The following is a 12,478-nucleotide window of genomic DNA, read 5'->3' on the forward strand; positions in this document are numbered from 1 at the left end:
TACCGACATGTCCGATTCCCCCGCAGGATCCTGCTGCAGCGTCCCGCGCCAGAGCGGCGTCTCCGCCGAAGGACGCACCGATCTGCCCGCCGTGCCGGCCGAGGGCATGGCCGAATGCCCGGTGATGGCCGGAACACCGGTGGTGATCGCCACGGCCGAGGCCGCGGGGCTGTACCGCGACCACGAGGGCACGCGCTACTACTTCTGCTGCGCGGGCTGCGGGCCGGCGTTCGACGCCGATCCCGCGAAGTACACCAGGGCGGCCTGAGCCCCCACCCGTGCGGGGCCGCGACAGATCCGGCCCCGCACGGCATCATCGACGTTGGAGGGAAGACATGAGCACCTCGCATCACGACCATTCCGCGCACGGTCACCCCACGGGAACGGGGACCGGGACGCCCGTGGACCACACCGGACACGCGGAGCACGCCGCGCACGGAGACCACACGGACCACACCGGACACACGGAGCACGCCGGACACGCGGAGCACGCCGGACACGCGGAGCACGCCGGACACGGCGGTCACGCGGGACACGGCGGTCACGGCGGCCATGGCGGTCACGGCGACCACGTCGCCCAGTTCCGGCGGCTGTTCTGGATCATGCTCGTCCTCGCCGTGCCCACCGTGCTGCTCTCGGGCATGTTCGCGATGATCGTGGGCTACCCGCTTCCCGACATCCCGGGTCTGGTCTGGGTGTCGCCGGTCCTCGGGACGGTCATGTACGTGTGGGGAGGAAAGCCGTTCCTCACCGGCGCCGTCAGCGAGATCCGTGCCCGGCAGCCCGGCATGATGCTGCTCATCGGGCTCGCGATCACGGTGGCGTTCGTCGCGTCGTGGGGAGCGAGCCTCGGCCTGCTGCATCATGAGCTCGACTTCTGGTGGGAGCTCGCTCTCCTCATCGTGATCATGCTGCTCGGGCACTGGATCGAGATGCGCTCGCTGGCGCAGACCACCTCCGCCCTCGACTCGCTGGCCGCGCTGCTGCCGGACGAGGCGGAGCGTGTGGAGGGCGATCAGGTCGTGCGGGTCTCCCCGTCGGACCTCCGCGTGGGCGATGTCGTGGTGGTGCGCCCCGGCGGGAGCATCCCCGCCGACGGGCGGATCGTCGACGGCCGCGCCTCGATGGACGAATCCATGGTGACCGGGGAGTCCCGCACCGTCACCCGGGCGACCGGCGACGCGGTGACCGCGGGGACCGTCGCCACCGACTCGGGGCTGCGCGTGGAGATCACGGCGACCGGAGACGACACGACGCTCGCGGGGATCCAGCGGCTCGTGACGGAGGCGCAGAACTCCTCGTCCCGCGCACAGCGTCTGGCCGACACGGCAGCCGGCTGGCTGTTCTGGTTCGCGCTCGGTGCTGCCGCGATCACCGCGGTGGTGTGGAGCGCGGTCGGCCTGCCGGACGACGCCGTCATCCGCACGATCACCGTCCTCGTGATCGCCTGCCCGCACGCGTTGGGCCTGGCCATCCCCCTCGTCGTCTCGATCGCGACCGAGCGCGCGGCCCGTGGCGGGGTGCTCGTGAAGGATCGGCTGGCCCTGGAGAGCATGCGCACGGTCGACACCGTGCTGTTCGACAAGACCGGCACGCTGACCAAGGGTGAGCCCGTCGTGTCCGCGGTGTCGGTGGCCGGCGCGGAGACCGCGGAGGAGGTGCTGGCGCTCGCCGCGGCCGCCGAGGCCGACAGCGAGCATCCGCTGGCGAAGGCCATCGTCCGCGCCGCGCGCGACAAGGAACTCCGCGTGCCGGCGAGCCGCGACTTCTCGTCCTCGCCGGCGGTGGGGGTGACCGCGACGGTGGACGGTGCGGTGATCCGCGTCGGCGGCCCGCACCTGCTCACGGAAGAGGGGGCCCACGAGCTCCCCGCTGCGGAGGGCTGGCGTGCGGACGGCGCGATCATCCTGCATGTGCTGCGGGACGGCCGCGTCATCGGGGCGCTCAAGCTCGCGGACGAGGTGCGCCCGGAGTCGCGGGACGCGGTCGACGCCCTGCACGCGCTCGGTGTCCAGGTCGTGATGATCACCGGCGACGCGGAGGCCGTCGCGCACACCGTCGCGGCCGACCTCGGCATCGACCGCGTGTTCGCGGGCGTCCGGCCGGAGGACAAGGCCGCGAAGGTGCAGGAGCTGCAGCACGAGGGCCGCAGGGTCGCGATGGTGGGCGACGGCGTGAACGACGCGCCCGCGCTCGCTCAGGCCGACGTCGGCCTGGCGATCGGCGCCGGCACCGACGTGGCGATCGCCTCCGCCGGGGTCATCCTCGCCGGAGACGACCCGCGTGCGGTGCTGTCGGTGATCGAGCTCTCCCGCGCCTCGTACCGGAAGATGACGCAGAACCTCTGGTGGGCGGCCGGGTACAACCTGCTCTCCGTCCCGCTCGCGGCGGGTGTGCTCGCCCCGATCGGCTTCGTGCTGCCGATGTCGGTCGGCGCGGTGCTCATGTCGCTGTCGACGATCGTGGTGGCGCTCAATGCGCAGTTGCTGCGGCGGCTCGATCTCCGTCCGGAGGTCGTCACCGCGGACATCCTGCAGCGCTGAGCGCCACCACGCCGCCGTCTCGGTCCCGGCTCAGCGCCGACGGCCGAGGCGGCGGAGAGCGCGGACGCTCAGGACCGCCGTCAGCACCCAGGGCCCCACGACGATGATCGGGTCGAGCCAGGTGTGCCGGAGATCGATGCGGCCGCGTCCGAACCGCGACGCGAGCGGACGATGCTGCGGTTCCGCGAGGACGCCGGTCTGCGTGATGGGGTCGTCCGGCCGCCGGGTGAGCAGGGAGCGGGCGTGCGCGGTCACGGCATCGACGCGGTCGCCCAGCACGAGCAGCATCCAGCGGGTGTTCTTCGTCTCGCTGAACCGGTCGTAGGCCACGCGCCGGATGGCGCCGGACAGGCCGTGCAGCGGCTGGGCGGTGCCCCAGACGGGAGGCAGCATCCCGTGCTCGATCGAGCGCTCGCGGCCGCGGTCGGGGCCCTGACGCTCGGGGAGGTCCCAATGCGCGCCGGTGTCGCCGACATCCTCCAGCTGCTGCCAGGTGCGGCGGTGCTCGGGGGCGAGGTCGGCGCCCCAGCCCGGGATCCGGGCACGCAGCTCCTCGGGGGTCGGTGCGGGGATGGGTCGAGATCCTTCGTACGGCATGGTCATTCCTCTCCGACGACGATGAGCGGCTTGATGCAGTCGTCGAGCTTGGACGAGAACACGTGGTAGGCCTCCGCGATGTGCTCCAGGGGGAAGCGGTGCGTCAGCAGCTCGGACGGACGGATGTGCCCCGCCTGGATGTGTTCGAGCAGCCGCGGCCACTGCCTCTTCACGGGAGCCTGGTTGCCGCGCACCGTGAGCCCCTTGTTGATGATGTCGCCTAGGCGCACCGAGGTCACCAGCGGACCGTACGCGCCGAGGATCGACACGGTGCCGCCCTTGCGCACGCTGTCGATGGCCCAGTTCACCGCGACGGGGGAGCCGCCCTGCAGCTTGAGCTTGGCCGCGGTCACGTGCTGGACGACACTGCCGTCCGCCTCCGCGCCGACCGCGTCGATCACGACGTCCGCGCCGAGGTAGCCGGTCGCCTTCTTCAGCGCGAGCACGATGTCACCGGCTTCGTGGAGGTGCATCGTCTCGGCGAAGGCGAAGTCCCGTGCCTTCTCGAGCCGGTAGTCGAGGTGGTCGACGACGATGACCCGTCCGGCGCCGAGGAACCAGGCCGAGCGGGCGGCGGCCAGGCCGACGGGCCCGGCGCCGAACACGACCACCGTGTCCCCTTCGGCGATGTCGGCCTGCTGCGCGCCGAAGTAGCCGGTGGAGAACGCGTCCGTGAGCAGCAGCGCGTCTTCGGAGGTGAGCCACTCCGGGATCACCGACGGGCCGACATCGGCGAACGGCACGCGCACGCGCTCCGCCTGCCCGCCGTCGTACCCGCCTGTCGTGTGCGAGTAGCCGTAGATCCCCCCGACCGCGGTCGCATTGGGGTTCACGTTGTGGCAGTTCGAGAAGAGGCCGCGGCGGCAGAAGTAGCACGAGCCGCAGTAGATGTTGAACGGCACCATCACCCGGTCGCCCGGACGAAGCGTCTCCACGGAGGAGCCGACCTCCTCGACCACCCCGACGATCTCATGACCGAAGGTGTGCCCGATGCGGGTGTCGGGCATCATGCCGTGGAAGAGATGGAGATCCGACCCGCACACGGCTGCTCTCGTGACCCGCACGATCGCGTCGTTGGGGTGCTGGATCGTCGGATCGGGTTTCTCCTCGACGCGGATCTTGTACGGTCCGCGGTAGGTCATCGCCTTCATCGGGTGCTCCTTCTCTGCGTGGGGTGACCGACGCTAGGGACCGCCTCGAGGATGACTCAGGGCATTGACGGATGAGCGAGGGAGGCGTAGGGGATCAGGACCGCACGACGCGGATGGTCTCGACCGACGGATCCGCAGCGTCGGGGATCACCATCCCGGCCTCCGCGCCCGAGCGCAGGTAATCGACCACTGCCTCCTCGATGCGCTCGCCGGGGAGGACCGCCGGCACCCCTGGCGGGTAGGGCGTTATCTGCTCGGCGGCGATGCGTCCGACCGCCTCGACGGCCGGCACCACCTCGACGGGACCGAAGAACGCGTCGCGCGGGCGCATCACCGTCTCCAGCTCGAGATCGCCCGGCGCGGGCCGATGTACGGGCGGAGCCGCGGGCAGGCCATCCGCGGCCTGCCCGAGCGCCGTCAGGGCGGCGATCAGCAGGTCGGCCGACTCCGGCCGGTCGGCGAGGGAGAACGTCGCCTCGATGCGGGTGGGGTCGTTCAGCCCGACGTCCAGACGGGTTTCCGCGCGCAGCCAGTCCGCGGCCTGATAGCCGCTGATGCCGAGACCGCTGACATCGATGAGGATGTGCATCGGGTCGAAGTCGTGCGACGCCTCGGCGCGCACCAGCTCGTCGCCGAGGACGTGCAGCCCGGGGAGGCGGTCGATCCGCGTGCGCGCGTCATCGACGAGCTCGAGGGTCCTCCCGATCATCTCCCGGCCGTGCTGCACCATCTGCCGCCGCCAGCCGTCCATGGCCGCGTAGAGCAGGACATTGGCGCTCGTGGTCGCCAGGACATCGGCGCACTGCTGCAGGCGGACGGGGTCGACCAGGTCGCCCTGCAGATGGTAGATCGAGCCCTGCTCCAGGCCCATGCCCATCTTGTGCACGCTGACCACGCAGACATCCGCCCCGGCGTCCATGGCCCAGGTCGGCAGGTCGTCGTGGAAGGGCAGGTGCGCGCCCCACGCCTCGTCGATGATGAGCGGCTTGCCGCGCTTGTGGCAGACCTCGGCGATGGCCGCGATGTCCGCACACGTGCCGTACGGGGTCGGGCTGGTGATGAGTGCGGCGGAGGCGTCGGGGTACCGCTGCCACATCTTCTCGACCGCGTCCGGTGACGGCGGGTGGGCGATGTGAAGCTCCGGATCCCAGGTGGGGGAGATCCATCGCGGCTGAAGGCCGGAGAGGACGAGGCCTGCGGTGACGGACTTGTGGGCGTCTCTGCCGATGAGGATCTCGCCTTCCCCGCGGGTGACGGCGAGGATGGTCGCCTTGACGGACAGCGAGCTGCCGCAGGTGGAGAAGAAGGCGTGGTCGGCGCCGACGGCGTCGGCCATGAGGTTCTCCGCATCCGAGAGGTATCCGTTCGTCGAGGACCGATCGTCCAGTCCCGCCGACGCGAGCAGGTCGTTGCGGAACACATCCGCGCCCAGCACCTCGAGGACGCGCGGATCGACCCCGCGGCCTTGGCGATGCCCGGGCGGGGTGTAGCCGTAGCGGTTCAGTTCGTGGTACTCGTTCATGGCCTCGAGGATCGGTGCGCGGTTCTGGTCCATGTGCCCTGTGTAGCCGGGGGAGGGGAGGCGGTCCCGACCCTTGCGCTTCCCGCGGCGCTGTGCTCGACGCCCGGCCGTGGGCGGAGGCGCGGCATGACCCGCAGGCGTGAATTGTCAAGAGCCTGTTTCCCTTCGCGAGGCCCCGGCTCAATGCCCCTATGAGAACGATCGGTGTCGAAGAGGAACTGCTGCTGGTCCATGCGGAGACCGGTGCCCCGGTCGCGGCCGCGCCGCGGATCCTTGGCGGTGCCACCCACGCAGAGGCGCCCGCCCTGGAGGCGGAGCTGCAGCAGGAGATGCTGGAGGTGGTCGGCCCGGTATGCCGCACTCTCGACGAGCTCGCGCGAGGCGTGGACGAGGGACGCCGCCGAGCGGACGAGAGCGCGCGGGCGTGGGGGACGCGAGCGGTACCGCTGGCGACGTCGCCGCTGCCGGTGGTGCCGCACCACTCGGCGGCGCCGCGGTACCGGGAGATGACGCGACGCTACGGAGTGACGGCGCGACGGACTCTCACGTGCGGCTTCCATGTGCATGTGTCGATAGCCTCCGAGGCGGAGGGCGTGGGCGCTCTCGATCGCCTGCGCGAGTGGCTCCCGATCCTTCTCGCCTTCAGCAGCAACTCCCCGTTCTGGGACGGCGTGGACACCGGGTACGCGAGCTATCGCAGCGACGTCTGGAGCCGCTGGCCCTGCGCCGGTCCCAATCCCGTCTTCGGTTCGGTCGCGCGGTACCGTGAACACGAGCGCGAGACCCTGGCGACCGGGACGCTGCTGGACGCCGGGATGCTCTACTTCGACGCCCGGCTCTCCCGGCATCAGCCGACACTCGAGATCCGCATCGCCGACATCTGCCGAGAGCAGGACGACGCGGTCACGCTCGCCGCCCTGGGCCGTGCGCTCGTGGAGACGGCTGCCGAGGAGTGGCGCAGGGGTGTGCCCGCGCAGAGCACGGACGAGCGTCTGCTCCGGCTCGCCGGATGGCGGGCGGCGATGAGCGGCGTCCGCGGCGAGCTCGTCCACCCGATCACCGGGCGCCCCTGCTCCGCTGCGGAGGCCGCGCGAGCGCTGCTCGACCACGTGCGCCCCGCACTCGTCGCTGCCGGAGACCTCGGTCGAGTCGAGTCCGGGCTCGCGGCCGTCCTGGAGCGGGGGACGGGCGCGGACCGCCAACGAGCGGATCTGGCGCGGCGGGGCCGGCTGGTCGACGTCGCCCTCGGGGCTGCTCGCCGCGCCGAGGACGCCCCGGTCCTCACCTGACCGACGCGCTCAGCAGCGGGGGCGCGCGTTCCTGCGGACCGCCGCGCGGCGCGACGACCGGGAACCCTCGATCTTGTCTAGGACGGGGCAGTCCGCCGTCGTCGCTGATCCTCCGGCGGCGGTGCGACCGGTTCCTCGGTCACTCCCTGATGGTTCAGGTCGAACGCCGGGCGCTCGCTGCGGATGCGCGGGATCGACGTGAAGTTGTGCCGCGGCGGCGGGCACGAGGTCGCCCATTCGAGCGAGGAGCCGTACCCCCAGGGGTCGTTGACCAGCACCCGGGGTGCTTTACGGGCCGTGATCCAGACGTTGAGGAAGAACGGCAGCATCGAGGCGCCGAGGATGATCGCCCCGATCGTGGAGACCTGGTTCTGCCAGGTGAACTGGTCCTGGTCCGCGTAGTCGGCATAGCGCCGCGGCATCCCTTCGACGCCCAGCCAGTGGTGGATGAGGAAGGTCATGTGGAAGCCGATGAACAGCATCCAGAAGTGCACGTAGCCGAGGCGCTCGTTCAGCATGCGACCCGTCCACTTCGGCCACCAGAAGTAGAAGCCGGCGAACATCGCGAACACGACCGTACCGAACACCACGTAGTGGAAGTGCGCCACGACGAAGTAGCTGTCGTGGAGCGGGAAGTCGAGCGGGGGCGAGGCCAGGATCACACCGGTGAGACCACCGAAGACGAACGTGACCAGGAACCCCAGGGCGAAGACCATGGGTGTCTCGAAGGTGACCGACCCTCGCCACATCGTGCCGATCCAGTTGAAGATCTTCACACCCGTCGGCACGGCGATGAACATGGTGAGGAGCGCGAAGAACGGCAGGAGCACGGAGCCGGTGACGTACATGTGGTGCGCCCACACGGCCACCGAGTATGCGGCGATCGCGATCGTCGCATACACCAGGGTCTTGTAGCCGAAGATCGGCTTCCGGCTGAACACCGGGAACACCTCGGAGACGATGCCGAAGAACGGCAGCGCGATCACGTACACCTCGGGGTGGCCGAAGAACCAGAAGAGGTGCTGCCAGAGAAGCACGCCGCCGTTCTGCGGATCGAAGATGTGCGCACCGAGGATCCGGTCCGCCGCCGCGGCGAACAGAGCGGCCGCGAGCACGGGGAACGCCAGGAGCACGAGCAAGCTCGTGATCAGGGTGTTCCAGGTGAAGATCGGCACGCGCCACATCGTCATGCCCGGGGCACGCATCGTGATGATCGTCGTGATGAAGTTCACCGCGCCGAGGATCGTGCCGAAGCCGGAGATGCCCAGGCCCACCATCCAGAGATTGCCGCCGACGCCGGGTGTGAAGGTCGCGCTCGCCAGCGGTTGGTAGGCGGTCCACCCGAACGACGCGGAGCCCTGGGGCGTGAGGAAGCCGGCGACCGCGATGGTCGACCCGAACAGGAACAGCCAGAACGAGAAGGCGTTCAGACGCGGGAAGGCGACGTCCGGAGCACCGATCTGCAGCGGCATGATCGCATTCGCGAAGCCCGCGAACAGCGGCGTCGCGAACATCAGCAGCATGATCGTGCCGTGCATCGTGAACAGCTGGTTGTACTGCTCCTTGGTCGGGACGATCTGCATCCCCGGAGCGAACAGCTCGGCACGGATCACCAGCGCCATCACACCGCCGAGGAGGAAGAACATCACCGAGGCGATGAGGTACATATACCCGATCGTCTTGTGGTCCGTGGAGGTGATCCAGGTGACGACGATGTTGCCCTTCTGCTCGACGCGTGACGAGCTCATCAGCGCAGCGCGACGCGCGTCGGCGCGTCTGGTATCGGTCGACATCGAAAACTCCACTTCTGCGGCGCCCCGTGCGCGGCGGATGCGCCGACGGTAGGAGGAACCGGAAGGGAGACTCAGGTGGTTGACAGATTCGTCGGAGCGGAGGATGATCCCCGGCGAGCCCGACGGCTGCGGGTGGCGAGCACGAGTCCGCCGAGGACCGCGGCGAGGAGCGAGCCGACGAGGACGCCGATCTTCACGTGGTCGTCCGCGACGCTGCTGCTGCCGTACGCGAGCTCACCCACCAGCAGCGAGACCGTGAAGCCGATGCCCGCGAGCAGGGACATGCCGGCGAGATCCGGCCAGCGCAGCGTCTCGTCGAGGCGCAGGGCCGGTACGCGACTCAGCAGGAACGTCGTGAGCAGGATGCCGACGGGCTTCCCGAGCACCAGCCCCGCGATGATCCCGATGGTGATGGGGTCGGTCAGCGCCGAGACCAGGCCGTCCACGCCGCCGATCTCGACCCCGGCCGCGAAGAACGCGAAGACCGGCACGGCGACGAGGGTCGCCACGATGCCCCAGCGATCCGCGAAGTGCGCGGCGAGACCGTCGTAGACCGGGGCGCCGTCCGCGTCCGTCCCGGTCCGCACCCGCGCGCGGGCCGTCGGACGCACCGGGACCAGGAAGCCGAGCAGCACCCCCGCGACCGTCGCGTGCACCCCGGATGCATGCACGAACGCCCACACGGCGAGGGCGAGAGGGAGCAGGATCCACCAGGAACGGATGCCGTTCTGCACGGCGAGCGCGAAGCCCGCGAGGGGGAGGAGCGCGAGGATCAGCCAGGGGAAGCTGATGGTCTCGGTGTAGAAGGTGGCGATGATCGTGATGGCGATCAGGTCGTCGATGATCGCGAGCGTGAGCAGGAACACCCGCAGTGCCGGCGGCAGGAAGCGGCCCACGACGGCGAGCACCGCGATCGCGAACGCGATGTCCGTGGCCGTGGGGATCGCCCATCCGCGGAGGACCTCGGCGCCGGAGGTCGCGTTGATCGCGACGAAGAACAGGGCGGGGACGATGACGCCCCCGACCGCGGCGGCGATCGGAAGCGCGGCACGGCGCGGATCGCGCAGCCGCCCGGCGACGAACTCCTCCTTCAGCTCCAGCCCGACGACGAAGAAGAACACGGCGAGCAGGCCGTCGGCGGCCCAGGCGCCCACGCTGAGCTCGAGGTGCCACTCCGGGATCCCGAAACGGAAGTCCCTGACGGCCTCGTACCAGGGGGCGGCGGGGGAGTTGGCGAGGATCAGGGCGGCGAGCGTGGCGGTCAGCAGCAGACCGCCGCCGAGCACGTCGCTCCGGGCGGTGGAGCGGATGCCGCGCCACAGCTCATGCGGCGCGAGACGGAAACGGGCAGGGGACGACGAAGAAGACACAGGGGTACCTCACGGCAGTTGGATGGGTGACGCGATGGCGCCGCACCCGTCCGGGCGCGGCCTATCCCTGTGGCGGCGGGCAGCCCGCGATCTCGCCGTGCGAGAGGGTGCCCCAGACGCTCGTCCACCCGTTCGTGCCGGGGTGCAGGACCACGCGCATCCACTCCGTCATCGGCGTCGCGGACGACAGACGGCGCGGAGCGCGCGTCGAACCGGCGATGTGGAGGGAGGGCACGGATCCAGGCTACCCGGCTCGGCTGCGGGACGTGGACGGGCTCCCGGTTGCACGAGAAGAGGGACCGTCCGTCTGGACGATCCCTCTTGCTGTACGTGCCCCCGACAGGAGTCGAACCTGCGACCTACGGTACCGGAAACCGGCGCTCTATCCACTGAGCTACGGAGGCGTACCGATCGACAATATCACTCGTCGGGGGTGGTCTCCGACCCACCGGCCTCCGTGACCGGCGCGGCGCGCAGTTCGTCGAGCGCTGCGGCGAGCTTCTCGGCGAGGTAGCGGTGGCCGTCGGTGGACGGATGCTTGCGCCCGACCTCCACGTCGATGACGGCGAGATAGTTGTCCTCGGTGATCCAGTCCCGCTCGATCGGGGAGATGTACCACCAGCCGCGGGCCGAGGCGAGAGCCGCGAGATCCCGGTCGATCCGTGCCGTCTGCGCGCCGACCGGAAGCTCGTGCGGCGCGGGGCCGAGCACGACGATCGCGGCCTCCGGGTAGAGAGCCGTCAGCGCGTCCCACGCGGCGGTCACGGCCTCGCGGTAGCCGGCCACGCCCTGCGCCCGGTCGTTGATGGAGCCCTGGATGATGACGAGATCCGGATCGAGAGTCGGGTCCAGTGCCGCGATGCGGTCGCCGAAGGCGGGGCCGTCGATGCCGGGCTTGAGGTAGCCGCTGCCCCGGACGCCGTCCACGATGGTCGTGCCGTGCAGGAGGTCGGCGAGCACGTACGCGTAGCCGAGCGTGGGGTCGGAGGCGGCCGAGCCGTAGGTCCAGGAATCGCCGAACACGAGGACGGTCGGCTCGTCGGGGAGCACGAGCGGTGCGGGGGCGATCACCGCGATGGACTCGTCTCCGGCGGCGGCACCGACGGGGAGGGATGACGGCGCCGGAACCCAGGGCCGCCAGACCCCGAGAACGCCCGCGGCGACGGCGACGAGGAGGGCCGCGGCGATGCCCGCGATGCGCAGTCGACGAGGAGCGGCGGGGGCGTTCATGGTGTGAGAGTAGATCACCGAGGACGGATCGCAAACTCCGCAGGACACGGGGCGACGGAACGGGCCCGCGCACCCCCGTAAACTGGGGGATCTATGAATCCTGAAACGCTCGCCCACGCCCTCCTCGCCGTCCTCGCCCCCATCGCCGAGGAACGACGTCCGGGCGAGCCGTTCGACCTCTCCGCCGCCGACATCGTGCTGGAGCGCCCGCGCAACCGCGATCACGGCGACTGGGCCTCGAACATCGCCATGCGCCTGGCCAAGACCTTCGGCACGAACCCGCGGGAACTCGCTCAGCAGATCGCCGACGGACTGGCCGATGTGGACGGCATCGCGAGTGTGGAGGTGGCGGGTCCCGGCTTCCTCAACATCCGCCTCGACGCGGCGGCCGCCGGTGCGCTCGCGAAGGTCATCGTCGACGCCGGTCCCGCCTACGGGACGAACTCCTCGCAGGAGGGCGTGAGCGTCAACGTCGAGTTCGTCTCGGCCAACCCCACGGGGCCGCTGCACATCGCGCACACGCGCTGGGCGGCCCTCGGCGACGCGATCGTCCGCCTGCTCCTCGCGAGCGGCGCCCGTGCGGTGCGCGAGTACTACATCAACGACGCGGGCGTGCAGATGGACCGCTTCGCCGCGTCCGTGCTGGCTGCGGCGAAGGGGGAGCCCACGCCGGAGGGCGGCTACCCGGGCGAGTACATCGCGACGCTGGCCGGCCGCGTCCTCGAGGCCCGTCCCGACCTGCTCGACCTCCCGGAGGAGGAGCAGCTCGCCGTCGCCCGCGAGCTCAGCTACGAGTACCAGCTCGCCGAGATCAAGCACTCCCTCGAGCGCTTCAACGTGCCGTTCGATGTGTGGTTCTCCGAGCGCACCCTCCACGCGAAGGATGCTTCGGGTTCCAGCCTGATCGACCAGGCCGTCGACCGTCTGCGCGAGCAGGGCCACGTGTTCGACGAGGACGGCGCCGTCTGGGTGCGCACCACCGA

The 12,478-nt window shown here is 70.5% G+C and carries 11 protein-coding genes and 1 tRNA gene; 4 read left to right on the forward strand and 8 right to left on the reverse strand.

The genetic code is table 11. The features are described 5' to 3' along the window. Positions 1 to 7 precede the first annotated feature (7 nt). Positions 8 to 268, forward strand: coding sequence for a YHS domain-containing protein (locus tag CJ226_RS03815; protein WP_102208346.1), 261 nt, complete (start codon positions 8 to 10; stop codon positions 266 to 268). Positions 269 to 335: 67 nt separating this feature from the next. Then, positions 336 to 2,543, forward strand: coding sequence for a heavy metal translocating P-type ATPase (locus CJ226_RS03820; RefSeq protein WP_062635029.1), 2,208 nt, complete (start codon positions 336 to 338; stop codon positions 2,541 to 2,543). 30 nt (positions 2,544 to 2,573) lie between these two features. Here CJ226_RS03820 and CJ226_RS03825 read toward each other — a convergent pair whose 3' ends face one another. The 3 genes from CJ226_RS03825 to CJ226_RS18585 form a co-directional block, all read right to left on the reverse strand. Beyond that, positions 2,574 to 3,140, reverse strand: a complete 567-nt coding sequence (locus tag CJ226_RS03825) for a hypothetical protein (RefSeq protein WP_062635028.1) — start codon at positions 3,138 to 3,140, stop codon at positions 2,574 to 2,576. 2 nt (positions 3,141 to 3,142) lie between these two features. After that, complete coding sequence (locus CJ226_RS03830; RefSeq protein WP_062635027.1) at positions 3,143 to 4,291, reverse strand: zinc-dependent alcohol dehydrogenase; 1,149 nt, start codon at positions 4,289 to 4,291, stop codon at positions 3,143 to 3,145. Positions 4,292 to 4,385: 94 nt separating this feature from the next. After that, complete coding sequence (locus CJ226_RS18585) at positions 4,386 to 5,846, reverse strand: aminotransferase class I/II-fold pyridoxal phosphate-dependent enzyme (RefSeq protein WP_102208347.1); 1,461 nt, start codon at positions 5,844 to 5,846, stop codon at positions 4,386 to 4,388. Between the two features lie 158 nt (positions 5,847 to 6,004). Between CJ226_RS18585 and CJ226_RS03840 the strand changes: the two genes are divergently transcribed. After that, positions 6,005 to 7,102 (forward strand): glutamate--cysteine ligase, encoded by a 1,098-nt coding sequence (locus CJ226_RS03840; RefSeq protein ID WP_062635023.1) that lies wholly within the window; start codon positions 6,005 to 6,007, stop codon positions 7,100 to 7,102. 77 nt (positions 7,103 to 7,179) lie between these two features. Here the strand turns inward: CJ226_RS03840 and ctaD are convergent, their stop codons facing one another. The 5 genes from ctaD to CJ226_RS03860 form a co-directional block, all read right to left on the reverse strand. Further along, positions 7,180 to 8,850, reverse strand: a complete 1,671-nt coding sequence (gene ctaD, locus CJ226_RS03845; protein WP_231868214.1) for a cytochrome c oxidase subunit I — start codon at positions 8,848 to 8,850, stop codon at positions 7,180 to 7,182. Positions 8,851 to 8,966: 116 nt separating this feature from the next. Continuing rightward, positions 8,967 to 10,265: a Na+/H+ antiporter NhaA gene (gene nhaA, locus CJ226_RS03850; RefSeq protein ID WP_062635019.1), complete on the reverse strand. Its 1,299-nt coding sequence runs from the start codon at positions 10,263 to 10,265 to the stop codon at positions 8,967 to 8,969. A 61-nt stretch (positions 10,266 to 10,326) separates the two neighbouring features. Beyond that, positions 10,327 to 10,500 carry a hypothetical protein gene (locus CJ226_RS17995; protein WP_172400128.1) on the reverse strand — a complete coding sequence of 58 codons (174 nt, stop codon included), beginning with the start codon at positions 10,498 to 10,500 and terminating at the stop codon, positions 10,327 to 10,329. Between the two features lie 96 nt (positions 10,501 to 10,596). Next, a tRNA-Arg gene (locus CJ226_RS03855) sits at positions 10,597 to 10,669 on the reverse strand. Between the two features lie 16 nt (positions 10,670 to 10,685). Then, positions 10,686 to 11,495 carry an SGNH/GDSL hydrolase family protein gene (locus tag CJ226_RS03860; protein ID WP_102208423.1) on the reverse strand — a complete coding sequence of 270 codons (810 nt, stop codon included), beginning with the start codon at positions 11,493 to 11,495 and terminating at the stop codon, positions 10,686 to 10,688. A 93-nt stretch (positions 11,496 to 11,588) separates the two neighbouring features. Between CJ226_RS03860 and argS the strand changes: the two genes are divergently transcribed. Continuing rightward, positions 11,589 to 12,478: arginine--tRNA ligase (argS, locus tag CJ226_RS18410; protein WP_257996499.1), on the forward strand; the 890-nt coding region annotated here is incomplete at its 3' end.

Source organism: Microbacterium sp. UMB0228, assembly GCF_002871415.1.
In the GTDB taxonomy this organism is placed as follows: Bacteria; Actinomycetota; Actinomycetes; order Actinomycetales; family Microbacteriaceae; genus Microbacterium.

What these genes read in the sequence shown, in the direction of transcription:
- CJ226_RS03815 (WP_102208346.1), top strand. Translation starts at nt 8, where the DNA reads ATGTCCGATTCCCCCGCAGGATCCTGCTGCAGCGTCCCGCGCCAGAGC.
- CJ226_RS03820 (WP_062635029.1), top strand. Translation starts at nt 336, where the DNA reads ATGAGCACCTCGCATCACGACCATTCCGCGCACGGTCACCCCACGGGA.
- CJ226_RS03825 (WP_062635028.1), bottom strand. Translation starts at nt 3,140, where the DNA reads ATGCCGTACGAAGGATCTCGACCCATCCCCGCACCGACCCCCGAGGAG.
- CJ226_RS03830 (WP_062635027.1), bottom strand. Translation starts at nt 4,291, where the DNA reads ATGAAGGCGATGACCTACCGCGGACCGTACAAGATCCGCGTCGAGGAG.
- CJ226_RS18585 (WP_102208347.1), bottom strand. Translation starts at nt 5,846, where the DNA reads ATGGACCAGAACCGCGCACCGATCCTCGAGGCCATGAACGAGTACCAC.
- CJ226_RS03840 (WP_062635023.1), top strand. Translation starts at nt 6,005, where the DNA reads ATGAGAACGATCGGTGTCGAAGAGGAACTGCTGCTGGTCCATGCGGAG.
- ctaD (WP_231868214.1), bottom strand. Translation starts at nt 8,850, where the DNA reads ATGAGCTCGTCACGCGTCGAGCAGAAGGGCAACATCGTCGTCACCTGG.
- CJ226_RS03860 (WP_102208423.1), bottom strand. Translation starts at nt 11,495, where the DNA reads ATGAACGCCCCCGCCGCTCCTCGTCGACTGCGCATCGCGGGCATCGCC.